At 67.2% G+C, this 25,668-nt stretch carries 27 protein-coding genes; 24 read left to right on the top strand and 3 right to left on the bottom strand.

Annotated elements, in window-relative coordinates; all coding sequences use genetic code 11:
- The first annotated feature begins 70 nt into the window (after positions 1–70).
- From Q0996_RS21275 to Q0996_RS21215, 13 genes are all read left to right on the top strand, one after another.
- Entirely contained in the window at positions 71–742 is a 672-nt protein-coding gene (locus tag Q0996_RS21275; RefSeq protein WP_299624600.1) for an isoprenylcysteine carboxylmethyltransferase family protein, read from the top strand.
- A 288-nt stretch (positions 743–1,030) separates the two neighbouring features.
- The gene (locus Q0996_RS21270) at positions 1,031–1,636 is read left to right on the top strand and encodes a DUF2589 domain-containing protein (RefSeq protein ID WP_299624597.1); all 606 of its coding nucleotides are present in this window, start codon (positions 1,031–1,033) and stop codon (positions 1,634–1,636) included.
- 207 nt (positions 1,637–1,843) lie between these two features.
- The gene (locus tag Q0996_RS21265) at positions 1,844–2,662 is read left to right on the top strand and encodes a hypothetical protein (RefSeq protein ID WP_299624595.1); all 819 of its coding nucleotides are present in this window, start codon (positions 1,844–1,846) and stop codon (positions 2,660–2,662) included.
- A 33-nt stretch (positions 2,663–2,695) separates the two neighbouring features.
- Entirely contained in the window at positions 2,696–3,409 is a 714-nt protein-coding gene (locus Q0996_RS21260) for a DUF2589 domain-containing protein (protein WP_299624592.1), read from the top strand.
- Between the two features lie 3 nt (positions 3,410–3,412).
- Positions 3,413–3,682, top strand: coding sequence for a hypothetical protein (locus Q0996_RS21255; RefSeq protein WP_299624589.1), 270 nt, complete (start codon positions 3,413–3,415; stop codon positions 3,680–3,682).
- Between the two features lie 126 nt (positions 3,683–3,808).
- Positions 3,809–4,801, top strand: coding sequence for a hypothetical protein (locus Q0996_RS21250; RefSeq protein ID WP_299624587.1), 993 nt, complete (start codon positions 3,809–3,811; stop codon positions 4,799–4,801).
- 111 nt (positions 4,802–4,912) lie between these two features.
- Complete coding sequence (locus Q0996_RS21245) at positions 4,913–6,496, top strand: MBL fold metallo-hydrolase (RefSeq protein WP_299624584.1); 1,584 nt, start codon at positions 4,913–4,915, stop codon at positions 6,494–6,496.
- 256 nt (positions 6,497–6,752) lie between these two features.
- Positions 6,753–8,030 carry an acetylornithine deacetylase/succinyl-diaminopimelate desuccinylase family protein gene (locus Q0996_RS21240; protein WP_299624581.1) on the top strand — a complete coding sequence of 426 codons (1,278 nt, stop codon included), beginning with the start codon at positions 6,753–6,755 and terminating at the stop codon, positions 8,028–8,030.
- A gap of 87 nt (positions 8,031–8,117) precedes the next feature.
- Positions 8,118–9,608, top strand: coding sequence for an ABC transporter substrate-binding protein (locus tag Q0996_RS21235; RefSeq protein ID WP_299624578.1), 1,491 nt, complete (start codon positions 8,118–8,120; stop codon positions 9,606–9,608).
- 170 nt (positions 9,609–9,778) lie between these two features.
- Complete coding sequence (locus Q0996_RS21230; protein WP_299624576.1) at positions 9,779–10,735, top strand: ABC transporter permease; 957 nt, start codon at positions 9,779–9,781, stop codon at positions 10,733–10,735.
- Positions 10,725–11,588 (top strand): ABC transporter permease, encoded by an 864-nt coding sequence (locus Q0996_RS21225; RefSeq protein ID WP_322096775.1) that lies wholly within the window; start codon positions 10,725–10,727, stop codon positions 11,586–11,588. The genes Q0996_RS21230 and Q0996_RS21225 overlap by 11 nt, the downstream gene beginning before the upstream one ends.
- 12 nt (positions 11,589–11,600) lie before the next feature.
- The gene (locus Q0996_RS21220; protein WP_299624573.1) at positions 11,601–12,587 is read left to right on the top strand and encodes an ABC transporter ATP-binding protein; all 987 of its coding nucleotides are present in this window, start codon (positions 11,601–11,603) and stop codon (positions 12,585–12,587) included.
- Positions 12,584–13,423 (top strand): ATP-binding cassette domain-containing protein, encoded by an 840-nt coding sequence (locus tag Q0996_RS21215; protein ID WP_322096774.1) that lies wholly within the window; start codon positions 12,584–12,586, stop codon positions 13,421–13,423. Before Q0996_RS21220 ends, Q0996_RS21215 begins: the two co-directional genes overlap by 4 nt.
- Here the strand turns inward: Q0996_RS21215 and Q0996_RS21210 are convergent.
- Together Q0996_RS21210 and Q0996_RS21205 are read right to left on the bottom strand one after the other, a co-directional pair.
- Positions 13,407–13,691 (bottom strand): hypothetical protein, encoded by a 285-nt coding sequence (locus tag Q0996_RS21210; protein ID WP_299624570.1) that lies wholly within the window; start codon positions 13,689–13,691, stop codon positions 13,407–13,409. The genes Q0996_RS21215 and Q0996_RS21210 overlap by 17 nt on opposite strands.
- A gap of 10 nt (positions 13,692–13,701) precedes the next feature.
- On the bottom strand, positions 13,702–13,992 hold the full coding sequence (locus tag Q0996_RS21205; RefSeq protein WP_299624567.1) for an HlyU family transcriptional regulator: 291 nt from the start codon (positions 13,990–13,992) through the stop codon (positions 13,702–13,704).
- 134 nt (positions 13,993–14,126) lie between these two features.
- On the opposite strand from Q0996_RS21205, the gene Q0996_RS21200 reads away from it, so the two are divergent.
- Positions 14,127–15,467: an FAD-binding oxidoreductase gene (locus Q0996_RS21200; RefSeq protein WP_299624564.1), complete on the top strand. Its 1,341-nt coding sequence runs from the start codon at positions 14,127–14,129 to the stop codon at positions 15,465–15,467.
- Between the two features lie 18 nt (positions 15,468–15,485).
- Here Q0996_RS21200 and Q0996_RS21195 read toward each other — a convergent pair whose 3' ends face one another.
- Entirely contained in the window at positions 15,486–16,364 is an 879-nt protein-coding gene (locus Q0996_RS21195) for a phytanoyl-CoA dioxygenase family protein (RefSeq protein ID WP_299624562.1), read from the bottom strand.
- A 256-nt stretch (positions 16,365–16,620) separates the two neighbouring features.
- On the opposite strand from Q0996_RS21195, the gene Q0996_RS21190 reads away from it, so the two are divergent.
- From Q0996_RS21190 to Q0996_RS21145, 10 genes are all read left to right on the top strand, one after another.
- The gene (locus Q0996_RS21190) at positions 16,621–16,941 is read left to right on the top strand and encodes a ribbon-helix-helix domain-containing protein (RefSeq protein WP_299624559.1); all 321 of its coding nucleotides are present in this window, start codon (positions 16,621–16,623) and stop codon (positions 16,939–16,941) included.
- Between the two features lie 250 nt (positions 16,942–17,191).
- Positions 17,192–17,581, top strand: coding sequence for a cytochrome c family protein (locus Q0996_RS21185; RefSeq protein ID WP_299624556.1), 390 nt, complete (start codon positions 17,192–17,194; stop codon positions 17,579–17,581).
- Positions 17,582–17,598: 17 nt separating this feature from the next.
- Entirely contained in the window at positions 17,599–17,994 is a 396-nt protein-coding gene (locus Q0996_RS21180; RefSeq protein ID WP_299624553.1) for a VOC family protein, read from the top strand.
- A 70-nt stretch (positions 17,995–18,064) separates the two neighbouring features.
- Positions 18,065–18,616, top strand: a complete 552-nt coding sequence (locus tag Q0996_RS21175) for a hypothetical protein (RefSeq protein WP_299624550.1) — start codon at positions 18,065–18,067, stop codon at positions 18,614–18,616.
- 15 nt (positions 18,617–18,631) lie between these two features.
- A complete protein-coding gene (locus Q0996_RS21170; RefSeq protein ID WP_299624547.1) occupies positions 18,632–20,203 on the top strand; it encodes a GMC family oxidoreductase in 1,572 nt (523 codons plus the stop codon).
- Positions 20,204–20,474: 271 nt separating this feature from the next.
- Positions 20,475–21,101, top strand: a complete 627-nt coding sequence (locus Q0996_RS21165) for a hypothetical protein (protein ID WP_299624544.1) — start codon at positions 20,475–20,477, stop codon at positions 21,099–21,101.
- Between the two features lie 166 nt (positions 21,102–21,267).
- On the top strand, positions 21,268–22,764 hold the full coding sequence (locus Q0996_RS21160) for a pyridoxal-dependent decarboxylase (RefSeq protein WP_299624541.1): 1,497 nt from the start codon (positions 21,268–21,270) through the stop codon (positions 22,762–22,764).
- A 92-nt stretch (positions 22,765–22,856) separates the two neighbouring features.
- Positions 22,857–24,038, top strand: coding sequence for a phytanoyl-CoA dioxygenase family protein (locus tag Q0996_RS21155; protein WP_299624538.1), 1,182 nt, complete (start codon positions 22,857–22,859; stop codon positions 24,036–24,038).
- Between the two features lie 65 nt (positions 24,039–24,103).
- On the top strand, positions 24,104–24,985 hold the full coding sequence (locus Q0996_RS21150; protein ID WP_299624535.1) for a LysR family transcriptional regulator: 882 nt from the start codon (positions 24,104–24,106) through the stop codon (positions 24,983–24,985).
- Between the two features lie 100 nt (positions 24,986–25,085).
- A complete protein-coding gene (locus Q0996_RS21145; protein WP_299624532.1) occupies positions 25,086–25,652 on the top strand; it encodes a nuclear transport factor 2 family protein in 567 nt (188 codons plus the stop codon).
- Positions 25,653–25,668 lie beyond the last annotated feature (16 nt).

Raw genomic sequence — 25,668 nt, 5'->3', positions numbered from 1 at the left:
TAACCATGTTCTAATGTTTTAATGGTGAGTTGAGGTACTGGCTTGCATACAATCGAATGGGCGTTGACGAATGGCAGAGCAGCAGGCCCTGGAGGTAGCGCGGTGGTTCCTCGCGCTGTTTTTCCCGGGGGTCGCTCTTTTCTATATCCTGCGGTTAACGGCGCGCCGCCGCGTCCTGGGCCACTCCGCCGTCTGGCACGGTGCCCCGGGCAGCCAGCACTGGTGGTATGCGAAGACCTTCGTTTTCTTTCGTAGCGCCATCACGTTGGCGATGGTCGCCCGGGCCCTCTGGCCCGGCCTGGACCGCTATCTGCTGGCCTGCCCGCCGCTCATGACCCCCGCTGTCGTCTACAGCGGTCTTGCCCTTCTGATCCTGGGGTTCTCGGCGGTCGTGGCCGTGAACTTCACCATGGGGACGGTGTGGCGTTCCGGGTTGCCGGGGCAGGGGGCCACGCCGCCGCTGATCACCACCGGGCCCTTCGCCTGGACACGCAACCCGATGTTCCTCGCCATTCAGATGGCTCAGTTCGGGTTCTTCCTGGCCTTCCCCAGCGGGTTCACCCTGTTGTGCCTGGTGGTGGGGATGACCGTTCTGCACTTCCAGGTGCGCCTGGAAGAAGGGCATCTTCTGGCTGCCCACGGTCAGGCCTATCGGGACTACTGCAAGCGTACGGCGCGTTGGATTCCCCTCACCCCTTTTTCCTCCGCCGCAGCTAGGGCCTCCGCGCGGCCGACTCTGTAGCCCGGAGAAGACCTTATTCCCTGCTCGGAAATCCAATTGGCGTCCGGTAGATCGTGGTTAACGAATAACTAATATTCGCCGTTCTGCCTCTTTTTTGTCACGAAATGGGGTTGATTTGGCGCTGAATTGGAAGATTTATTGGCGCTTCCAATAAAATTGCCACGAGAATTTCTATTAGATAAAGTGATTACGATAATCGCGGCCAAAGCATCATCGTCTGGGGTTTTGTTCACTCCGTGAGCGAAGGGGGATGCGGTCTAGGGCCGGACCAGCAACGGAGGGGAGCAGATGGCCGTAGCAGGCGAACTTCAGGCACTACCGTTCGGATCGTTGATTGGCGGTCCTCTCGACGCCGCCATCGAGGCGCAGGGCCGCGCGGCCATGTCGTCGGTGAACTTCATCCGCTCGGTCGGCTTCGGCGAGAACGGCGAGGTCCAGAACGTGACCTTTACCGCCAAGAAGGCCGGCACGGAGACCGAGATCACCGTGCCCCTGCTGACCATCGTGCCGATCCCCTTCATCCGCATCGACGAGATGACCATCGACTTCAAGGCCAACGTCTCCTCCAGCACGGAGAGCGAGGACAAGACGGTCCAGTCGACCACCAAGTCCGCCAAGGTCAGCGCCAGCGCGCGCTATCTCTTCTTCAAGGCGAACCTCGAAGCCTCCATCTCCTCCAAGAAGGACTCGGAATCGACCAAGAATTCCAAGTACTCGGTCGAGACCACCATCGACGTTCATGTGCACGCGGTGCAGGACGAACTGCCGGCGGGCCTGGCCAAGATGCTGAACATCCTGGCCGACACCATCGAGGCGCCGCCGCCGGCGGCCAACCTGCCGGCGCCGGAGGAGGAAAAACCCGACCCAAAAAAGCAGAAGCCTGGACCGGGCTAGAGCCGGCCCAGGTCGAGCGGTACATCGAGCGGTACAGGGGCGCGCTCAGGATCATCGCCCGCTTCCGCGGCGCCCAGTCGCCGGTCTGGCGCCGCGTGAGACTCTGGTTGTCGGGCTGGCGCACCAGCGGGGCGGCGGCTTAATCTAGCGACTGGTAGAAACGCCCAATAAGGGGTGTGGCCCGAGGGGGAGGCAAAACAACACACAATGGCCGATCTTCAACAGATCGTCGGTGCGATCCTGCGGGATCTGGCCAAGGCGCGCTTCGGCGCCGATCTCTACTCGCGTTCGATCTCCCGCTACTACGAGAACGACTATCTGCTGCGCAAGTTCCCGGTACCGCGGGCCGATGTCGACGAGGTGGAGATCGACCTGAAATTCTCCATCGCCGAAGTCCTGGGCAGCGAGGTCAACAACGAAAGCCAGGAGGCCAATGCCGCGGTGCTCTTCGAGCGCTCGGTGGAGCGCCTGGTTGCCACCTTCCTCGACGAAGCGCGGGCCCGCAACAACAGCGACGGCAGCTTCAGCGACACCTGGTGGACCTACCTGACCAAGGGTTTCAATTCCACGGTGCTGCGCATCGAGATGCGCCAGAAGGTTCTGCGCTACTTCATCGAATCCTACACCCACGTGATCGACGACGACGGCAAGTTCGACACCGCGACGGTGCTGGGCGAGCTGGAGCGCCCCTTCCGCTGGGCGCTGGAGCAGTTCGCCAAGGAGGAGCATACCCAGACCGAGGACAGCACCGTGGCCATGAAGCGCGCGCTGCGCGACTTGATCCTGCCGATCATCGAGGACAAGCCGATCAAGGACGCGGTGGCCGCCATGGAGGGGCCGATCAAGACGATCTGGCAGGGCAACAGTGACGCGCGGCTGGAAATCATGGTGGAGGGCGGCCAGCTCGCCCAGTTGAGCGAGGCGGCGATCTCCAGCGTGAAGATCAAGGCGGTGGTGCGCAACATGGTCTGGACCGAGGTGAAGGTGGGCGACCGGACCACGCGCCACGCCCTGACTTCAGAGTAGGCAGCGGAACGGACGGCAAGGAGGACGGCGGCGATGTCGGACAAGACTTCCGAAGCTGGGGCGGTTGCGGCAGCCGGTGGGGCCGGTGGCAGCGGTGGGGCTGGTGGTGCCGGCGGGGCCGCCGCCGCGCCGCAAGAGCAGCCGACGCCGCAGGGCTCTGTGCTCTCCCTGGCCCAGCTCATCGGCGCGCCGATCCATGCGCTCGTCGATGCCGAGGCCCAGTCGGCCATGGCCACGGCCCGCTTCATCCGCGCGGTGGGCTTCACCGGCGACGGCGACGGCATGGGGGAACTGGGCGAGCTGCAGATGGCCCGGTTCAAACGGCGGCGGCGTAGCGCCGATGGCGGCGAGGAAGATGTCGAGGTGCAGATCCCGCTGCTCTCCATGCTTCCCATCCCGGCCCTGCAGATCAAGGACGCGGAACTGGACTACACCGTGAAGATCGTTCAGACCGAAGCCCTGCCGCAGCGCCAGGCGGAGATCAACCAGCTCATGACCACCAAGCGCCAGGGGCCTCTGGGCGAGCCGCCGGCAACCCTGCGCGCCGCCTTCGCGCGCGAACAGCGCCCCGGCGACCGCCGCTCCGTCGACATGCTGGTGAAGATGAAGCTGCGTATCGAGCAGGCGGATATGCCCGACGGTTTGGCGCAGCTCCTGGCCCTGGCCTCGGAGTCCGCCGGCCAGGCCTCCCTGCCGCCGCCGGAGGAGCGCGCGGAGGATGAGTCTGAAACGAAGGCCGACGAGTAGTTCATGAATGCACCACAGCCCGGCCAGATTCCCTGCCCCTCCTGCAGCCGCCCGCTGGCGCTGCCGGTCACGGCGGTGCTAAGGGGGGAGCCCATCGTCTGTGCCGGCTGCGGGCTGGAACTCACCACCCAGCGCGAAGCCTCCCGCGAGGCCCTGGCCGCTCTGGACCGCTGGCACCGGGACACCGCGGCGGCGCGAACGGCGGCGGTCTCCGGCCAGCCACCGGAGCAGGCGCCAAGGCCCTCACGCCGCGCCAGGCGGCCGCGCCGTTAAGATGCTTCCGCTTAACGCGGTTTCGGCGCCGGCCCGCTCCCCCTCCCGGCCACCCAGCGCCAGTATCCTATGGGTGGCCGGGAGGGGGAGCGGGCTGGAACCGCAATCACCAAGCAAAGCCTAGCCTTGCCGACATACAAAAGCTGGTTCCGCCCCTGGCTCGACGACCCCGGGCCCTGGGAGGCCTGGCGGCTGGAGACAGAGGAAGAGACCGCAGTAGCGGCTGCGCTGCAGGATGCCGCCGGGCCCGCCGAAGCGACGCTTCACGGGCTGTTCGGCGATCAGGCCGATGTCTTCGGCGGGCGCGCCTTGGTCCAGCACCTCGCACACCAGCCAGCCGAGGCCGAACCGCTGTTCCGCGCCGCCCTAGCCATCGCCGCGTTGGATCACTACCGCGCACGGGTCGCCGTCCCGCGGGCCGAGCCCGGCGGCAGCACCAACCCGGCGAACCGGGATCGCTGGGCCGTGCTCCGGCCTTACCTCATAGGAAGAGTCCAGCACGGCCTCCAATCCAATGCCGCCGACTCGCTGCTGTGGCGCGCCATCCTCGGCCGGGTGGCGGACAACTGGGTGCCCACCGCGCTGATCGGCCGCCGGCTGGAACGCCATCTGATGGAGAGCGGCCTCTTCACCAGCGTCGCGGTGGATCTGGACCTGCGCCCGCCGGTGCCGGGGGGCCGCGTCTGGCTTCGCGGCGAAACCGCCAAGACCCTGGAAACGGTCAAGGCGAGCCTCGCCCGCCGCCAGCCGGTCCTGGTGGAACTGCTGCGCGATCCTCTGGTATCGCCCGCCGCCGCCCAATGGGTCGTGGTCTACCGGATGGAGACGGCGGCGGACGGCTGGACCACGCTGGCCTGCTACGATCCGGCATTGGGAGCCGCGCCCCTCAGCTTGCGACTGCGGCTGGAGGACGACGCACTGACCGTGCGCGAGCCCTCGACCGAAGAGGCCGGCCCGGCCGTCAAGGCCCTGCGCGCGGTCACCTATGCGACGGCGGCACCCCCGCTGTTCGGCCTGCGCCGTTGGCTGCGCTGGGTCCTGCCCTGGGGCCTCTTCTGGTATCTGAAGCGCCGCTGGCAGGTCTTCCGGTCCCGCAAAAAAGGCGAAAAGGGGCACTAGAGAGCAATTAATGAGAGAATTTTATTGTCAATTATGCAATCTTTGGAAGAGAGCTGCTCTGCAGCTTCCCCAACTTTGATTGGTCCATGAGGTCAAGGGGAGAGCGGTTCGATGACAAAATTCATCGGGAATGATTTCGTCCGCCTACGCCGCGAGCCACAGTCAAGATCCAAGGTCTTTCTTACGCTGGCTTTTGGTGATGCGGTTGAAGTCGTCGATCACCAGGACGGCTTTGTGAAGCTTCGGGCACTGACCCATTTCGACGGAAGCGCGACGGGCTGGACCAAGAACAACCAAAAGCTCCAGCTAAGGGATACCGGCGTTCTTAAGTTCTCCATGGTCGATGTACAGCAGGGCGACGGTCTCATCATGGAGACCCCGTCCGGCAAGATCGTTTTGTTTGACGGGGGCGACAACAAGCTCTTTGCCAGGCATCTTGCCGCCCGGTTTCGTCATCGGGCTTCCAGCCCACAGAGTCCTCTGCCAATCGACGCAATGATCGTGACTCACGGCGATGCCGATCACTTCGACGGTTTGAATGACATCAAACGATCAGAGGAAGAAAGCGGTATCGCCGCGCGCAAACGGATTTTTATTCATCCGCAGCGGGTCTTTCACAACGGTTTGGTGAAGCAGTCAAGTTCCAAGCCGGGCGGGGGCCGCCGGAAGGACGTTGAGATGTTCGGCGCCACGCTGGAACAGAATGGTGAAACCTACGCGATCGACCTGCATGAAAATTTGTTAGAGGTTCCCGACGCAAGAATGAACCTACCGTTCAAGCGTTGGAAAAAGTCCCTGCAGCATTGGTCGGACCGGGGCCCAATAGAGTTTCGGCGCATCGCCCTTGGCGACGATACCGCGGAGGTCTTTGACTTTCTTGAGGAGGAAGGCATCGAAATCGATCTCCACGGCCCGGTCGTGGAGAGTGTACGCGATCCACAAAGCGGAGAGGATGTGCCTGCCTTGCGCTTCTTCCGTGCTCCGAAGAAGTCACCTGATATGCATCTGAGGGAAGCAGAATCGGGCTCGGTCTCAGCATCACACACGGTCAATGGCCATTCCATCGCAATGCGAATCCGGTTTGGCGGTCTGCGGCTCTATCTGACCGGAGATCTGAACCGCCCTGCAATGCAGTTGCTGCAGGAACAGGTTCCGAAGGAGTTTCTGGAATCTGAGATCATCAAGGCTCCGCACCACGGATCCGCGGATTTCGACTTCGAAGCTCTTGCAGCGATGCGCCCTGTGGTCGCCATCATCTCGTCAGGCGATGAGAGTTCCAACAAGGAACATATCCATCCACGCGCTACACTGATGGCGGCGCTCGGAAAGGTGATGCGCGAAAACACCGGCATCATCTTCAATACGGAGTTGGCGGCATTTTTTCACAAGCGCGACTTTGCGCACAAGCGGGAAGATCTGAAGAAGTTCTTCTCCGCAAGAAAGAACGAGGTCTTTACCGGCAGCGAGCTTGCGGACATGTTCACCGGCAAGCTCGAAGAGGGCGACCCGGAGTCGGCATTCTATGCCTTTGAGCGGACGAACTTCGGGATCATTCACATCCGAAGCGACGGTGAGAAAGTCCTGGTCTTCACCCATAGCGGCAAGAAGGGCATGAACGAAGCCTACGTCTTCACGGTTCGAACTGTCGACGGGACGACGAAGGTCAAGTTTGCCAAGAAGGCCGTTGTCCACTGACGCACGGCATTTGCACCGCCCAATCCAGGTGACGAGTCGAAAATAGTTGACCGACCGGATTTTTTCGACGCAATGCCTTCCGACCTTGCTCGCAGGTGCTTCCGATGCATCGTCTCATCGCTGTGCGATCCGCGCCGCTGGCTGCTCTTCCGGTCCCGCAGGCGCGAAAACCAAGTCTTGAAGCCGGAAGCCCCGCAGCCGTGATATCCTTGCGCGGTTGGTTTCCTACGCCCGCCTGCGGCTAGCTGGTCAGGACATGCACGACTCCCTCTTTCAGCGCATCGAGAGCAAACGCGAGGATCTGGTCGCGCTGACCTGCGATCTCATTCGCTTTCCCACGGTGAACCCGCCGGGGGAGGCCTATACGCCCTGCGCCGAGTTCCTGGGGGAGAGGTTGCGTGCCCGCGGCTTCGAGGTCTCCTATCACCGCGCCGAGGGGGAGGTGGGGGATTCCGCCCGCTATCCGCGCACCAACGTGCTGGCGCGCTTCAACGGCCGGGCGCCGGGTCCCTGCATCCACTTCAACGGCCACATCGACGTGGTGGCGGCGGGGCTGGGCTGGAGCGTCGATCCCTTCGCGCCAACGGTGCGTGATGGCAAGGTTTACGGGCGCGGCGCCTGCGACATGAAGGGCGGCCTCGCCGCCGCGGTGATCGCCGCCGAGGCTCTGCTGGAAGAATACCGCGACTTCGTCGGCGCCATCGAGGTCTCGGGCACCGTCGACGAGGAGTCCGGCGGCTACGCCGGGGTCGGCTATCTGGCCAAGCAGGGCTTCTTCTCGCGGCCCCGGGTCAGCCACGTGATCATCCCCGAGCCGCTGAACGTCGATCGCGTCTGCATCGGCCACCGCGGTGTCTGGTGGGCCGAGGTAGAGACCCGCGGGCGCATCGCCCATGGCTCCATGCCCTTCCTCGGCGACTGCGCGGTGCGCCACATGGCGGCCTTCCTGCAGAAGCTCGAAAGCGACCTCTACCCGGCCCTGGCGGCCAAGCGCACGGCGATGCCCGTGGTGCCGGAAGGCGCGCGCCAGTCGACCCTCAACATCAACTCCATCCACGGTGGCCTGCAGGAGGACTATGACGGTCTGCCGGCGCCCATGGTGCCGGACTCCTGCCGTCTGGTGCTCGACCGGCGCTACCTCATCGAGGAAGATCCCGAGGCGGTGAAAGACGAGATCGTCTCCCTTCTCGAAGGCCTGAAGCGCGACCGCGCCGGCTTCGACTATGCCCTGCGGGAGGTGCTGGCCTTCCAGCCGACCCTGACCGATGCCGACGCGCCGGTGGTCCGCGCGGTCTCCGCGGCAATCGAACAGGTGCTGGGCAAGCCGGCGGAGCAGGTGGTCTCGCCCGGGACCTACGACCAGAAGCACGTGGTGCGGGTCGGTCACCTGAAGGACTGCATTGCCTACGGCCCCGGCATCCTCGATCTGGCCCATCAACCGGATGAGTATGTCGGGATCGACGATATGATTGCCTCGGCCAAGGTCATGGCGGCGGCGACTTTGGCGCTTTTGGGCGGCGCCGGGGGCCGCTAAACTCCCGGCGGCATATCGAATGGGACCGCGCCGCGCCCCTGGCGGGCCGCCCTGCGCGCGGCTGACCGAAGGAGGCAGAGGACAACCATGACACGATCTCTCGCACGCGGCATCCTTGCCGGGGCCATCGCCTGTGGGCTGCTTGGCTTTGGCGCGGTGCAGGCCGCCGCTAAGGACAGCCTCACCCTCGCCATGCCGCTCGAGCCGCCGCACCTCGACCCCACCGCCGGGGCGGCCGCGGCCATCGACGAGGTGGTCTACGCCAACATCTTCGAGGGGCTCACCCGCATCGACAGCAGCGGCACGGTGCAGCCGGCCCTGGCCGAGAGCTGGAGTGTTTCCGGCGACGGCCTCACCTACACCTTCGCCCTGCGCTCCGGCGTCACCTTCCACGACGGGACGGGCTTGGACTCCGGGGACGTGAAGTTCTCCCTCGACCGCGCCATGGCCGAGGACAGCACCAACGCCCAGAAAGGGCTCTTCGGCGCCATCGCCGAGGTGGCGGCGCCGGATGCGGGCACCGTGGTCATCACCCTGAAGCAGCCGGCCGGCAACCTGCTGTTCAATCTCGGCTGGGGCGACGCGGTGATCGTGGCGCCGGAAAGCGCCGGGACCAACAAGAGCCAGCCCGTCGGCACCGGGCCCTTCGCCTTCGAGCGCTGGGTCAAGGGTGACCGCGTGGAGATGGTGCGCAACGACAGCTACTGGGGCAGACCCGCCAAGCTGGCCAAGGCGACCATCAAGATCATCCCCGATCCGGCAGCGGCCACGGCGGCCATGCTTGCCGGCGACATCGACGCCTATGCCAACTTCCCGGCGCCCGAGGCGCTGGCGCAGTTCGAGGCCGACCCCCGCTTCAAGGTGGTCATCGGCAGCACCGAAGGCGAGACCATCCTCGCCATCAACAACGCCCGCGGCCCCTTGAGCGATCTGCGGGTGCGCCGCGCCCTCTCCCACGCCGTCGACCGCCAGGCGGTGATCGACGGGGCCATGTTCGGCTACGGCACGCCCATCGGCACCCACTTCGCCCCGCACCACCCGGCCTATGTCGACCTGACCGCCAGCTATGCCTACGATCCGGCGAAGGCCAAGGCGCTGCTGGCCGAAGCCGGCTATGCCGAGGGCCTGAAGCTCAGCCTGAAGCTGCCGCCGCCCAGCTATGCCCGGCGCGGCGGCGAGATCATCGCCGCCCAGCTCGCCGCCGTCGGCGTGGAAACCGAGATCAGCCAGGTCGAGTGGGCCCAGTGGTTGGAGCAAGTCTTCCGGGGCACCGACTACGACCTCACCATCGTCTCCCACACCGAGCCCATGGACATCGGCATCTACGGCCGCGAGACCTACTACTTCAACTACCAGGACGCCGACTTCAAGGCGCTGATGGCCAAGCTGAACGCCACGGTGGACGAGGGCGCCCGCTACGGCCTGCTGGCCGATGCCCAGAAGAAGCTCTCCGACGACGCGGTGAACGTCTTCCTGTTCCAGCTCGCCAAGCACGGCGTCTGGAACAAGGACGTGATCGGCCTCTGGGAGAACAGCCCGGTGCAGGCCAACGACCTCACCGCGGTCTATTGGCAGTAACGCGTCGAGCGGCGCGCGAAGGAGTCCTCCCCCCTTGCGGGGGAGGAATGAGGAGGGGGGTCGGCGCAAGCCGGTAACGCATGAGCATGCGGATCTGCCTCGTCCCCCCCACCCCAACCCTCCCCCACCAGGGGGGAGGGGGCGGTTATTCGGCCACCGGCTAGCGCGTCATGGCCCTCTTCGTCCTGCAGCGGCTGGCCGCCCTGGTCGTCACGCTTCTGGTTGCCAGCCTCGTCGTCTTCCTGGTGATGGAGGTGCTGCCGGGCGACCCGGCGGCGATCATGCTGGGGGTCAATGCGCGCGAAGACACCCTGGCGGCCCTGCGCGCGGAGATGGGGCTCGATAAGCCGGCCCTCGAACGCTACCTCATCTGGGTCGGCGGGCTGCTCACCGGCGATCTCGGGCGCAGCTACACCTACGGCGTGACGGTCTGGGAACTGGTGGGCGAACGCATCGGCCTCTCCCTGCCGCTGGCGCTGATCGCCATCGTGCTTTCGACGGCGCTGGCCATTCCCCTGGGCGTGCTGGCGGCGGCCAAGCGCAACAAGGCCGCCGACGTCGGCGTCATGGGCTTCACCCAGTTGGGGATCGCCATTCCCAACTTCTGGTTCGCCATGCTGCTGATCCTGCTCTTCGCGGTCTATTGGCGGGTGCTGCCGGCGGGCGGCTTCGCTGGCTGGGATGCCGGTTTCTGGCCGGCGCTGCAGACCCTGCTGCTGCCGGCGGTGGCGCTGGCCCTGCCCCAGGCGGCGATCCTGGCGCGGGTCACCCGGTCCTCGGTGCTGGAGACCCTGGGGGAGGATTATGTGCGCACCGCCCGCGCCAAGGGGTTGAGCCGGCGCGCCGCGCTCTGGCGCCATGCCGTGCGCAACGCCCTCATCCCCGTGGTCACCATCATGGGCCTGCAGTTCTCCTTCCTCCTGGCCGGCACCATCATCATCGAGAACGTCTTCTACCTGCCGGGCCTCGGGCGGCTGATCTTCCAGGCCATCGCCCAGCGCGACCTCATCGTGGTGAAGGACCTGGTGATCCTGCTGGCGGCCAGCGTGGTGGTGGTGAACTTCCTGGTCGACCTGCTCTACGCGGTGCTGGACCCGCGGCTGCGCGGTGCGCGCCATGGCCTCTGAACCGCAAGCAGGGTCTTGGCGTGAGTTCTGGCAGCGCGGCCGCGGCCAGGCCAACCTGATGATCGGCCTCGCCGTCACCCTGGTACTGGTGGCGGTGGCGCTGCTCTCCCTGGTCTGGACTCCCTATCCCATCGCCGTCATCGACGTGCCGGGCAAGCTGCAGCCGCCTTCGGCGGAGCACTGGCTGGGCACCGATCAGTTCGGCCGCGACGTGCTCTCGCGCATCATGGCCGGGGCGGTGAATTCCATCGCCGTCTCCCTGGTCGCCGTCGGCATCGGCGCCGGCATCGGGGTGCCGCTGGGCGCCCTCGCCGCCGCCCGGCGCGGCCTGGTCGAAGAGGTGGTGATGCGCTTCAACGACTTCACCTTCGCCTTTCCCGCGCTGCTGTCGGCGGTGATGATCACCGCCCTCTTCGGACCGGGGGCGGTCAACGCCATCGTCGCCATCGGCATCTTCAACATCCCGGTCTTCGCGCGGCTGACCCGCGGCGCTGCGCTCAGCCTCTGGCAGCGCGACTTCGTGCTGGCCGCGCGGGTCGCCGGGCGTGGGCGTACCCGCATCACCCTCGACCACATCCTCCCCAACATCGCCAGCCTACTGATCGTGCAGATGACCATCCAGTTCGCCCTGGCGATCCTCGCCGAGGCGGGGCTCAGTTACCTGGGGCTCGGCACCCAGCCGCCCAACCCGAGCTGGGGCAAGATGCTGAACGAGGCCCAGACCCTGATGTTCCTGGCCCCGCAGCTGGCGGTCTTCCCGGGCCTCGCCATCATGATCACCGTGCTGGGGCTCAACCTGCTGGGCGACGGCCTGCGCGATCTTCTCGACCCGCGCCTGCGGCGGCTGCGCTGAGATGGAAGTGCCATGACGCTGCTCAGCCTGCAGGACCTGCGCGTCACCATCGACACGCCCGATGGCCCGGCCACCCTGCTGGACGGCGTCAGCTTCGAACTCGCCGCGGGGCAGAGCCTTGGCGTCGTCGGCGAGTCCGGCTGCGGCAAGTCGATGACGGCGCTGGCGGTGATGGGCCTGCTGCCGGCGGCGGCGCGTGCCCAAGGGCAGATCCTGTTCGAAGGCCGGGACCTGCTGGCCCTCGACGAAGACGCGCTCTGCCGGGTGCGGGGGCGGCGCATCGCCATGGTCTTTCAGGAGCCCATGACGGCCTTGAACCCGGTGAAGACCATCGGCGACCAGGTGGCCGAGGGTCTGCGCTGGCACCTCGGGCTCGGGCGTGGCGCGGCCGAGGCCCGCGCCCTGACGCTGCTCCAGCGGGTCGGCCTGCCGGCGCCGCGCTTCTCGCCCCAGCTCTATCCCCACCAGCTTTCCGGCGGCCAGCGCCAGCGGGTGGTGATCGCCATGGCCCTGGCCTGCGAGCCGGCGCTGCTCATCGCCGACGAACCGACCACCGCGCTGGACGTCACCAGCCAGGCGGAGATCCTGGACCTCATCGCCGAGGTGACGGCGGAACTCGGCATGGCGCTGATGCTGATCACCCACGACCTCGCCGTGGTCTGGCAGAACACCGCCGCCATGCTGGTGATGTACGCCGGCTGCGTGGTGGAGCGCGGGGCGACGGCGGAGGTCTTCGCCCGCATGGCCCATCCCTATACCCGCGGCCTACTGGCCGCCTCGCCCCACGGCCTGGATGCCGATCTGCCCTCCGGGCACCGCCTCGCGACCATTCCCGGCCAAGTGCCCGATCCGCACCAACGCCCGCCGGGCTGTATCTTCGCCGGGCGCTGCCGGCGTGCGGCCGACGCCTGCCTGCCGCGCCCGCCGGCCGAACGCACCCTGGTGCCCGGCCACGGGGTGGCCTGTCTCTTCCCGCATGATGACGAGGCGCCGGCATGACGGTGACCGCCCCCCTGTTGCGGGTCGAGGACCTGACCCTCGACTACACGCTGCCGCGCCGCCGCCTCTTCGAAGCGGCGCCGCGCTTCCGCGCGCTGAACGCCGTCAGCCTGCAGCTCGCCAAGGGGGAAAGCCTGGCGGTGGTGGGCGAGTCCGGCAGCGGCAAGTCGAGCCTCGCCCGCGCCGTCCTCGCCCTGGAGCGGCCCACCGCCGGGCGGGTGGAACTGCTGGGCCGGGATGTCTACGCCCTGGCGCTGGGCCCGCTGCGGGCGTTACGCCGCCACGCCCAGATGGTGTTCCAGGACCCCTACGGCTCCCTCGATCCGCGGCGCAAGGTGGGCTGGATCGTCGCCGAGCCGCTGGACGCCCTGGAGCAAGGCGTTGCCGGCGACGAGCGAAGAGCGCGCATCGCCGAAGTGCTCGAATCCGTCGGCCTCAAGGCCCGCGACGCCGAGAAGTTCCCCCATGAGTTCTCCGGCGGCCAGCGCCAGCGCATCGCCATCGCCCGGGCGCTGATCACCCATCCCGATCTGATCGTCGCCGACGAGCCGGTCTCCGCCCTCGACGTTTCGGTGCAGGCCCAGGTGCTGAACCTCTTCATGGACCTGCGCGAACGTCTCGGTCTCAGCTACCTCTTCATCTCCCACGACTTGGCCGTGGTCCGCCATGTCGCCGAGCGGGTCGCCGTGATGTGCCAGGGGGAAATCGTCGAAGAGGGTATGGTGGAGGAGGTCTTTCGCCGGCCTCAACATCCCTACACCCGCAAGCTCCTCGCCGCCGTGCCGCGCATCGGCGGCGCGCGGCGCGGGGAGCCGGCGGCTACAGCAGCGCCGTGACGATGGCGGTCCACTCTTCGTCGTGGCTGCTTTGCGCGTGGGGTTTGCCGGCGCGGCGGTACCAGTAGCCGGCGTTGCTCTCGTCGCCCTCGACGCGGTGCAGATAGGCATGGACCCAGGCACCGTCGTCCGACTTGTCGGACTGGGCGAGGCGGTGGGCGGCGTGCCAGTCGCCCCTGGCCGCCTGCCAGAGGGCGGCCAGGGGCGCGCTCAGGTCCGCCGGCGGTTCCGCCGCTTCCAAGCTGCTGCGAAAGGCGTTCAGATCCATTTCCGGCCCCTTAATCCCGGAAGATCCGCTCGCCCTGTTCGTCGATGATCTGGCGGCCCTTCACCAGGGAGAAGTCGTTGGCGTCTTTCTGGGAGCCGTGGGTGTCGGCGCGCAGGAAGGTGTGTTCCTTCATCTCGCCGTCGATCTCCTTGCGGATGATCCCTGCGGTGAGCCACTGGCTGCCCTGCCGGCGCGCCGCCGGTTGGATCTGGAAGCCCTTGTAGTCTTCCGCCTCGGCTGTCGGCGCGGGTTCCCCGCCGCCGTCGCCGCCACCGCCGAATAGCTTGCTGAAGAAGCCCATGGTGCTGATCCCTGTTCTATGCCGCCCTTCGGTTCGGGCCTGTTCTGGGAACAGATTACTCCGCCAAGGGCATTCTTCCTAGGGCGCGATCTGCTCTATGCTCGTGCCGAACCCGCGATGACCCGGGAGTGTTCTTGACCCGCCTCTACCACCCCGCGCTCTACGACCACCAGGCCGCCATCGGCAGCTACTGGGAGGCCTCGGCAGCGCCGCTGGGCCGCGCCACGCCACCGCTGGCGGGCGAGGCCCGCTGCGAGATCGCGGTGATCGGGGCGGGCTACACCGGGCTGACGGCAGCCCTCGCCCTTGCCGAGGAGGACGGCGCCGAAGTGACGGTGCTGGAGGCCGGCGATCCCGGCTGGGGCGCCTCCGGCCGCAACGGCGGCTTCTGCTGCCTGGGTGGTGCGAAGCTGGACTACACCACCATGGTCCGGCGCTACGGCCTGGAGGAGACGCGGCGCTTCTTCCGCGTGCAGGTGGAGGCCGTGGAGTTGGTCACCGCCTTCTGCGCCGAACGCGGCATCGAGGCGGACCTCACCGGCAGCGGCGAGATCATCCTGGCCCACAAGGCAAACCGCATGGCTGGGCTCCGGGAAGAGCAGGCGCAGTTCCGCGATCTCTTCGGCCTCAACTGTCCGCTGCTGGACAACGACGCGCTTGCCGAGCGCGGCCTGGCGGCGGCGGGCTTCCACGGCGGCCTGCTGGTCCCGGTCGGCTGCGGCCTGCATCCCCTGAAGTATCTGCGCGGCCTCGCCCGGGCGGCCATCGATGCGGGAGTCACGGTCCACGGCCGCTCGCCGGTGACGGCGCTCCGGCGGGAGGCGGGCGGCTTCCGCCTGGAAACGCCGCAGGGCAGCCTTTCCGCCCGCAAGGTGATCGTCGCCACCAATGGCTACAGCGAGGAGGCGCGCTTTCCAGCGCTTGCCGGGCGCCTGCTGCCGGTGCTCTCCAACATCCTGGTGACGCGGCCCCTCACGGAGCAAGAGCGCACCCAGCAGGGCTGGACCGAGACCACCATGTGCGCCGACAGCCGCCGCCTGCTGCACTATTTCCGCCTGCTGCCGGACGGGCGCTTCCTGTTCGGCGGGCGCGGCGGCGTTTCCGGCTCTCCCGTGGCGGCGGTCCAGGGACAACACCGTCTGCGCCGTGCCTTCGAGCGTCACTTCCCGGCCTGGCGGGCTGTCGAGACGGACTGTTTCTGGCGCGGTCTGGTGTGTCTGACGCGGCCCTGGGTGCCCTTCATTGGGGCGCTGAACGAAGAGGGGCTCTACGCCGCCCTGGCCTATCACGGCAACGGCGTTTCCTTCACCGCTTATGCCGGCCGCGCGCTGGCCGCCCTGGTCGCCGGGCGTCAGGGCGGTGCGGCCCTGCCCGCCGTGTTGCGGGCGCCGTTGCCGCCCTTTCCCCTGCCGTTTTTGCGCAAGGCCTATCTGGCCGGCGCCTATGGCGTCTACAGCCTGCAGGACGCCCTTTAGTGACATCCCGCTCGTGGCTTAGCCTTCCCAGAGCCGCGGAAAGAAATCGCTGTCGATGGCATCGCCTTCGCGGTGGCCGGCGGCTTCCATGATTGCACGCTCCTGCTGCGCCCAATCGCCGCGATAGCGGATGCGTCCGTCCTCCTTGGTCATGCGCAGGGTGTAGCGCCGCACGGTCTTGGCGGGGGTGGTGCTGGAGAGGGCGCCGTGCAGGGTGCGCATGTCGAAGAAGACGCAGTCCCCCGGCTTGCAGGCGAAGGAGACGAGATCGTAATCCTCGGGGCGGGCGTCGATGTCCGGCGGCGCCTCGTAGCGCAGGCCTTTGACCAGGCCCGGTTCGCCGGCGGTGCGGTGATCGGCGAAGTAGGTGCGCAGGAACAGCCGGTTCCAGAGATGCGATCCGCGCACGAAGGCGATGCCGTCCTCCTTGGAGGTTTCGTCCAGCGGCAGCCAGAGCACGCACATGCTGCCTTCGAAGTCGAAGTAGGAGATGTCGTGGTGCCAGGGCGGCCGGGCGGTGGCGCCGGCTTCGCGCAGGAACCAGTTGTCCATCACCAGGTTGATTCGCCGCGCGTCCAGCAGTTGCGCCGCCAGAGCGGCGGCGGGGGAGTGCCGGACGAAACGCTCAAAGGGCTTAAAGTCGGACCAGACCCAGAAGTCCTCGATATAGCGTGGCCCGTCGTCTTGCCCGGAGGGCCGGCGGACCTCCTGCCTGGGGCTGGGCCGTTCCAGGTTCTCATCGATACCGCGGGTCAGGACGTCCAGCCAGGCCCGGTCGAAGACCTGGCGCAGGCAGACCACGCCGTCGCGGCGGAAGGCGGCAAGGTCCTTGGCGCCGATCTCGGGCGGCGGGGAAACCGGCGCGGGCACTTCCGGGGTGTCGGGCATGGCAGACATTAGCGGCCCTCTTGTTTGAAAGGATCGGGAGAGTCCAGGGTCGGGTCCAACCATAGCGCCTGGCGGTGGCGGAATGCCATGGGCGCGCGGACATCCGGGTGAGGAGAGGCTGGACAGGGGGGATTGCCCTTCTCATACTTATTGCAAGCAAGAACGACAAATGTTCATCCAGTGGGGTTCCGACGCGCGGGCCGCAGGACCAGCCGCAAGATCAGGCGCCGTCGGCCGCCACGCTGCCTCTGGGGAGGTCAGACCCATGTGCCACATCTTTGCCGGACAGGATCCCGAAACCTATCGCTTCGTCACCCGCTCCATTCGGATCAACGGTCACAGCACCTCGGTGCGCCTGGAAGCGCGGTTTTGGGACATCCTGGAGACCATCGCCGACACGCAAGGCATGACCGTGCCGCAGTTCGTTTCCGAGCTCTATGAAGAGGTTCTGGAACTGCAGGGCGAGATCCACAACTTCGCCTCGCTGCTGCGTTGCGCCTGCCTGGTCTATCTGACCGACAAGCGTTTCGCCGCCGCGCCGCGGGTGCCGGCCAAGCTGGCGGTCGAGGAAGGCGTCGCGGTCTAGCAGGCTCTCTTGTTTTGGCGGCGCCGGCCCGCTCCCCCGCCCGGCCACCCAGCACCAGTATCCTATGGGTGGCCGGGCGGGGGAGCGGTCTGGAACCGCTTCGGCTTAAGTCGAAAACGCTATAGCCCCGTCCCCAGATCGGTGCCTCGAGCCGCTGTAGTAGCGGCATAACACCACCCAAGCGGCTGCTACGGCTAGACTTTCCGCAGCGTCAAAAGAACAACGACAAACGCTTCGGGAGGATCGCCGGGTGCTGCGCCAGCTGCTCTGCGCCTGCGCCCTGTTGCCGTCCCTGGCCGCGCCCGCATTGGGCGCCGAGGGTGAGGGCACCAGGGGCGAAGAGCTCTTTCGCAAGAACTGCAAGACCTGCCACAGCCTCACCGACGACGGCGTTCGCCGGGCCGGCCCCCATCTCGCCGGCGTCATCGGCCGGCAGGTGGGCATTCTGGACGGCTTCGCCTACTCCGAGGCCCTGAAGGACGCCACCTTTGCCTGGGACGCCGACCGGCTGGACGGCTGGCTGACCAATCCCCAGGCCTTCCTGCCGGGCACCTACATGCTCTACCGCCAGGCCGACCCGGGAATCCGCCGGGACATCATCGACTATCTGCAGGCCGCCGTGGGCGGCGCGGGCAACTGACCAGGGAAGCACGAACCATGGCCAAAGCCATCCACACCATGATCCGCGTGATGAACGAAGAGCGCTCCACCGACTTCTACCATAAGGCCTTCGGCCTGGGGATCGCCGACCGCTTCGATTTCGACGACTTCACGCTGATCTATCTGCGCAATCCGGAAAACGACTTCGAGGTCGAGCTGACGGTGAACAAGAGCCAGGCCGAGCCCTACACCCACGGCACCGGCTATGGGCACCTGGCGGTCGCCGTCGAAGATCTGGAGGCGGAGCACGCGCGCTTCGAGGAACTGGGGCTGCAGCCCAATCCCATCAAGGAATTTCACCGCGACGGCGCGCTGATGGCGGCGTTCTTTTTCGTCCAGGACCCCGACGGCTACAAGATCGAGGTCCTGCAATGCCATGGGCGCTATCGCTGAGGATCACGGCAGAGAGAAGAAGAGAAGACCGGCAACGGCAGAACAACACGAAGGATCGAGGAGGAAAGCCATGAGGACCTTGGACAAGCGGGCGAAAGTCACCCGCCGGCGGTTCCTGAAGACCGCCGGGGCCGGCACGGCCGGCGTGATCGCGGTGGTCAACGGCGGCGTCGTCATGGGCGCCGGCGGGGCCTGGGCCATGGAGGTGAAGACCCTGAGCCCGGAGACCATGGCGACCCTGGTGCAGATGGCCCGCGACATCTATCCGCACGACCATCTGGCCGACAAGTACTACGCCCAGGCGATGATCGGCTACGACGCCTCGGCCGGCGAGGATGCCGAGCTGAAGGCCATGCTGGAGGACGGCGTGAAGCTGCTGGACGCCACCGCCCAGGCCCGCCACGGCGGCGGCTATCTCTCGGTGGCCTGGGAGGAGGAGCGGGTGGCGATCCTCACCTCCCTGGAGGGTAGCGGCTTCTTCCAGAAGATCCGCGGCGGCCTGGTCACCGGCCTCTACAACCAGCCCGAAGTCTGGGGGAAGTTCGGCTACGAGGGACCCTCGGCCGAACAGGGCGGCTACATCAGCCGCGGCTTCGACGACATCGACTGGCTGGAAGCCTGAGCGGGAGGCACGACCATGGCAAAGACATACGACCTGAACGACGACTCCGTGGTCGTCGTCATCGGATCCGGCGCCGGCGGCGGCACGCTGGGCACCGAATTGGCCCTCAAGGGGGTCGACACCGTGATCCTGGAGGCGGGCGGGCGCCACGAGATCCAGGACTTCGACAACGACGAGTGGGGGATGTTCGTCAAGATCTCCTGGCTCGACGCGCGCACCACCTCCGGCGACTGGCGGGTGGCCAGGGACTTCCCCGGCCTGCCGGCCTGGATCGTCAAGGCGGTGGGCGGTTCCACCGTACACTGGGCCGGCGCCTCCCTGCGTTTCCAGGAGCACGAGTTCAAGGTGCGCAGCGCCTACGGCGACATTCCCGGCGCCAGCCTGTTGGACTGGCCCATCGGCCTTTCCGACCTGGAGCCCTATTACGCCAAGGCCGAAGACCGCATGGGCGTGACCCGCACCAACGGCATCGAGGGCCTGCCTGGCAACAACAACTTCAAGGTCATGAAGGCCGGCGCCGACAAGCTGGGCTACAAGCACTGCCACACCGGGCGCATGGCCATCAACTCCGCCCCGCGCGACGGGCGCGGGCCCTGCCAGCAGATCGGTTTCTGCTTCCAGGGCTGCAAGTCCGGCGCCAAGTGGTCGACGCTCTATTCGGAGATCCCCAAGGGCGAGGCCACCGGCAAGTTGGAGGTGCGGCCCAACAGCCAGGTGCTGCAGATCGAACACGACGCCTCCGGCAAGGTGACCGGCGTGCTCTACGCCGACGCCGAGGGCAAGCAGCACCGCCAGAAGGCCCGGGCGGTGGCGGTGGCCGGTAACTCAATCGAATCGCCGCGCCTGCTGCTGAACTCCGCTTCGTCGATGTTCCCCGATGGCCTGGCGAATTCCTCCGGCCAGGTGGGGCGCAACTACATGCGCCACATGACCGGCAGCGTCTACGCCATCTTCGACCGGCCGGTGCATATGTACCGCGGGACCACCATGGCGGGGATCATCACCGACGAGTCCGTGAATGATCCGTCGCGCGGTTTCGTCGGCGGCTATGAGATGGAAACCCTGTCGCTGGGCCTGCCCTTCATGGCGGCCTTCCTCAACCCCGGCGCCTGGGGCCGCAGTTTCACCACCGCCATGGACATGTACGACCACATGGCCGGCATGTGGCTGGTGGGCGAGGACATGCCGCAGGAGACCAACCGTGTGAGTCTGCATGCGACCATGAAGGATCAGCACGGCCTGCCGGTGCCCGATGTGCACTTCGACGACCACGCCAACGACATCGCCATGCGCAACCATGCCTTTCAGCAGGGTGCGGCGGTCTACGACGCGGTGGGGGCGGTCAGGACCTTCCCGACGCCGCCCTATCCCTCGACCCACAATCTGGGCACCAACCGCATGAGCGAGAAGCCGCGCGATGGCGTGGTCAACAAGTGGGGCCAGACCCACGACATCGCCAACCTCTTCATCTCCGACGGCAGCCAGTTCACCACCGGCGCGGCGGAGAACCCGACGCTGACCATCGTCGCCCTGGCCCTGCGGCAGGCCGACTATATCGCCGAGCAGTTGGGGCAGGGCGCGATCTGAGCATGCGGTCTGACCACGCATTTGCGCTCTGACCGCTCCTGTCTTGTCGCCCCCGCCTAACCCGCGGGGGCAGTCTGTCGGGGACCGCCCGTTTTCGTCACTGCTGCCGGGCGGTCTCCAGGTTCCCACTGGCGGCGGCCCCATCCTGCCGGGCCGCCGCATTTTTTTGCGCGAACGGCCTGGCGCCCCCACATAGGTGGAGGCACCCATCGACGGTGCCGATGACCGAACCGGCAGCGGGGTTTCCACCGCCATGGCCAGGCCGCGACAGATGAGTAGGCTTTTGGGGCTCGTCCCGGCGCTGCTGCTGCTGGTATCCGCCGCCAAGGCGCAGGCCGCGCCCAGCGACCTGCCCGGCTGGGGCGCGGCGCGCTGGGGCATGGAGAGGTCCGCGTTGGAGGCCGCCCTGGGAACGCTGGCCAGCCCTCTGCCGGGGCGCTGGCTCTACGGCGGCGCCTATGCCGACCTCGCGGTGGTCGACGTGGTCATGGCCGAGCTGACGTTCACCGCCTATCTGCAGATGGACGCGGAGACCGACCGCCTGCGTCAAGTGCTGATGGAGCGGCGCCGGGTGGGCGCGACGCCGGCGGCCTTCGAACGGCTGGTGGAGTTTCTCGAGGAGACCTATGGCCCGCCCACCCTGGAATGCGCCCAGGCCAAGCGCGGCGGGACGCCCCTCGACTACCGGCTGATCTGGCGCTTCCCCACCACCACGGTGCACCTGAAGTTCCTCGACTTCTCCACCACCGCCGCATTCGGCCGCGACCCCCAGGCCGGCCACGACCCGCTGCGCCCTGAGCGCGAGGTGCGCCGGAACCTCCGGCGCTTCTTCCCCCGCCGCATCCTCCTGCGCTTCCACGACGCCCAGGAAAACGACCTGGACCGGGGGTGTGAGTAGCGAGACTGTGCGCCTCGACTGTGCCTGGCCGATGCTACGGAAACACGGCTGAAACCTCTTCGGACGCGACAGAAGCCGTGCCGTCGACGTAGTATCCCGGCCAACGCCGCAAACCACAGTCGCCGGAGCGGTGGTCCGCTCGATCGGCATTTGTTTGGAGGCGTTCATGCAGCCCGAATCTGACGCGCTTTGCGAAACCCTGGACCCGGCGGACTGGGAGCCGGTGCGTGCGCTCTCCCACAGCATCGTCGACGAGGCCGTCGACTATCTGCGCGGCGTGCGCGACCAGCCGGTCTGGCGGGAGATGCCCGCCGAGGTCCGTGCGCGCTACCGCGAAGGCCCGCCCGAGGGTCCGAGCGATCTGCAGGCCGTCTATGGCGAACTGACGGAAACCCTGATGCCCTATCCAATGGGCAACATCCACCCGCGCTTCTGGGCCTGGTACATGGGCTCCAGCAACTACACCGGCGCCCTCGGCGACTTCCTGGCCGCGGTGCTCGGCTCCAATCTCGGCGGCGGCAACCACGCCGCGGCCCTGATGGACGGCCAGGTCGCCGACTGGCTGCGCCAGATGATCGGCCTGCCCGAAGGGTCCGGCGCCACCCTGGTCAGCGGCGGCACCATGGCCAATATCGTCGGGCTTACGGTGGCCCGCGGCGTCAAGGCGGCGGAAGCGGGGGTGGATGTCCGCGAAGAGGGCGTGGCGGCGATCGAACGGCCCTTGCGCTTCTACGCCTCGGACCAGGCGCATAGCTGCCACCACAAGGCGGTGGAAGTCCTGGGCCTCGGGCGCCGCGCGCTCACCCTGCTGCCCACAGACGATGCCCTGCGCCTGGACCTCGATGCCCTGGCCGAAGCGATTGTCCGCGACCGCGAAGCCGGCTTCACCCCGGCCTGCGTCATCGCCACCGCGGGAACCGTCAACACCGGGGCGATCGACGACCTGCCGGCCATCGCCGATCTCTGCGCACGCGAGGGGCTGTGGTTCCATGTCGACGGCTGCATCGGCGCGTTGCTGGCCATCGCGCCGCAGCACGCCCACCTGGTCGCCGGGATCGAGCGGGCCGACTCCGTGGCCCTCGATCCCCACAAGTGGCTGCACGCCCCCTTTGAGGTGGGTTGCGCCCTGGTGCGCGACCGAACCACCCACCGCAACACCTTCGCCCTCTCGCCGGATTACCTGCAGACCCAGGAGCGCGGGGTCGCCGCGGCCGAGATGCTCTACGACTACGGCCTTCAGACCTCCCGCGGGTTCCGCGCGCTGAAGGTCTGGATGGCCCTGAAGGAACATGGCGTGGCCAAGTTCGGGCGGTTGATCGACCGGGACATCCATCTGGCCCGGCGCCTCGCGGCGCGGATCGAGGCGACCGAGCGGCTGGAACTCACCGCACCGGCGCCCATCAACATCGTCTGCTTTCGCTACGATCCCGGCGGGTGCGACGAAGCGCCGCTTAAGGCGCTCAATATCGAGATCATGCTGCGGCTGCAGGAGAGCGGTACCGCCACGATATCCGATACCACCGTTCAGGGCCGGCACTGCCTGCGGGCCGCGCTCAACAATCACCGGACCCGGCCCGAAGACCTGGATCTGCTGGTTTCGGAGGTGCAGCGGCTCGGCGACAGCCTGGCGGGCGCGGTCCCGGCGGCGGTGAACCAAAGCTAGAAGCCGCCGGTTCATCGGCAGGAATCCCTGCGGCCGGCGAGGGGATCTTGGGCTATCCTGTGGTGCCGAGGAAGTGAAAAAGGATGGCCCCTGTGACCCAAAGCGTCCGCCACGGGCCCGGCTATTACCGTGCCGAGGACTGCAGGCTGAAGGATTTTGCCGATCTGACCGGCCGCCGGCTCGCGGCTGCGGAGGTGCCGCAAGCCGGCGCCATCGAGCGGAACATTCCGGTCTACGACATGGCGCGGCTGCGCCCGGCGTTGGAGGACCCCGGCGCCCGGCACGCGCTGATGGCAGAGTGGGCCCGTGTCTTGCGGGACAACGCCGGCGTTTTGATCCTGCAGCGGGCCTATGGGGAGGTGTCTGCGATCGATGCGGCCACCGCGGTCTACCGCGCGATCATTGTCCGCGAGAAGCAGACCAGGGCCAGCGGCGCGGACCACTTCGCGGCGGCGGGCAAGAACGACCGGATCTGGAACTCCCTGCAGAAGCTCTGCGAGCAGGCGCCTGAAACCTTCGTGGATTACTTTGCGAACCCGGCGGTCGATGCGGTCTGCGAAGCCTGGCTCGGCCCCAACTATCAGATGACCGCCCAGGTCAATGTGGTCTATCCCGGGGGCGCGGCCCAAAAGGCGCACCGCGACTACCATCTCGGCTTCCAGACGGCCGAGGTCTGCGCCGGCTATCCGGCCCATGTGCACGAGCTTTCGGCGGCCCTGACGCTCCAGGGTGCCATCGCCCACTGCGACATGCCGGTGGAAAGCGGCCCCACCAAGCTGCTGCCCTTTTCCCAGCTTTACCGGCCCGGCTACGCCGCTTGGCGCCGCGACGACTTCAGCGCCCATTTCGAAGCGCAGGCGGTGCAGGTCCCGCTTCGCAAGGGCGATGCGCTGTTCTTCAATCCCGCTTTGTTCCACGCCGCCGGGGCGAACGTCAGCGCGGACGTCGAACGCATGGCCAACCTGCTGCAGATCTCCTCGGCCTTCGGCCGCGCCATGGAGACCATCGACCGCGACGCCATCTGCCGGCTGCTCTATCCTCCTGTTCTGGCCGCCCACCAACAGGGAAGGCTGTCGCCGCTGGACCTGAAGGCCGTGCTGGCCGCCTCTGCCGAGGGTTACTCCTTCCCGACCAACCTGGACTCCGACCCGCCGGACGACGGCCTCGCCCCGGAAAGCCAGCAGGCGCTGTTTCACCGCGCCGTCGCCGAAGGCTGGTCCGCGGAGGACTTCAACCGCGCCCTTGACGCCCTGCGGGAGCGGCGCAGGGCATAGCCGTCGCCCGATACTCCGGACCATCGGATCATTCCTCTAACGATGCCTCCAGGGTATCGTTGGGCATGGAACTCAGACATCTTCGCTACTTCGTCGCCATCGCCGACCATGGCGGCGTACGCCCGGCCGCGGACCGGCTGAACGTTGCCCAGCCCGCCGTCTCGCGGCAGATCAAGGACCTGGAAGCCGAGCTTGGCATCGCGCTGCTGCGCCGCGAGGGGCGGGGGGTCGTGCTGACGGATGCCGGCAAGGTCTTCGCCGAAGAGGCGCGTGCCGTCCTGGAACGGACCGCCGCCGCCGTGGACAAGGCACAGCGCGTCGCGCGGGGCCGGGGCGGAACGCTCAGGATCGGCCTGCTGGAAAACGCCTCCTGGTCGGGGCCTCTGCCGAGCGCGCTGAACCGCTTCGCGCGGGCCTATCCGGACATTCAGCTCGACGTGGTGCCGCTGGGATCGGTTGCGCAGATCGACGCCGTCCGCGACGGCCTGCTCGATGCCGGCTTCGTCTACCGCCAGGACAATCTCGTCGAAGGCGCGTTGGTGGCGCACCCGCTGGCCACCGACGACGTGGTTCTTGCCGCCTCCATCGACACGGCCTTTGACCGCGAGGGTCCGCTCGAACCGGAGGACATCGACGGGCTGCCGATGGTTGCCTTCCCGCGCGAGGCCGCGCCGGCCTATTTCGACCGGCTGAATGCCGCACTGGCGGCGCTCGGCCTCGAGCCACGGATCGTGCAGCGGGCCGCCACCGAGACGACGATTCTAAGCCTCGTTTCGGCCGGTGTCGGCTGCGCCCTGGTGAATTCGGCCAACAGGCAGCGGCCGCCGCGGGGCGTTCAGTTCCGCGAGGTGAGGGGGCTTTCGGTGCCGCTCGCGTTCGTCTTCATCCATCGGGCCAATCCGGGCAGCCTGACGCAGTGCCTCATCGAGACGGTCCTGCAGAAATGATATCTATAGGGCATCGGTTTTAGACAATAACGGTATTTGTCGTTATTGATTGCCGCGCCCATCTTCGGCCTATCCAATCACGCCGCGATGGAGATGGCCGATGAGACGCCTTGCCCTTGCAGCCGCCCTTGCGGTGGCGCTGCCCCTCGGCGCCAACGCGCAGACGGCGCTGCCGGCGCTTCAGGGCAGTCCCGTCACCGCCGAGACGCTGGTCGACCAGGCGGAGATGATCCGCATTGCCGATACTCTGGATGCCGCCGTCGACGCCAAGGACTGGGCCCTGGCCCGCAGCCTGTTCACCGACGAGATCGATGTCGACTTCACCTCGCTGGTGGGCGGCGAGCCGGCGACTATTCCCGCCGACGGGCTGATCGCCGGCTGGTCCGCCAACCTGACGGCGGAGAAGCAAAGCTTCCACCTGCGCGGCAACCATCGCATCACCTTCACCGGTGCCGATAGCGCCGTGATGCTCAGCCACGGCTATGCCTGGAACCGTATGGAGCGCGGCGCCCTGCCGGAGAACGGCGGCAATCCTCTGTGGGAGGTCTGGGGCACCTATGTCCACGGCTTCCAGCGGGTTGGCGGCGCCTGGAAGATCAACGCCATGACCTTCACCGCGACCGCCGAGCGCGGCAGCAGTTTCGTGCGCAACACCCCCGGCAGCTAAGCCACAGTCCGGCCGT

The organism is Pelagibius sp. (assembly GCF_028289705.1).
GTDB lineage: Bacteria > Pseudomonadota > Alphaproteobacteria > Kiloniellales > Kiloniellaceae > Pelagibius.
This window is presented reverse-complemented; position numbering and strand designations above follow the sequence as displayed.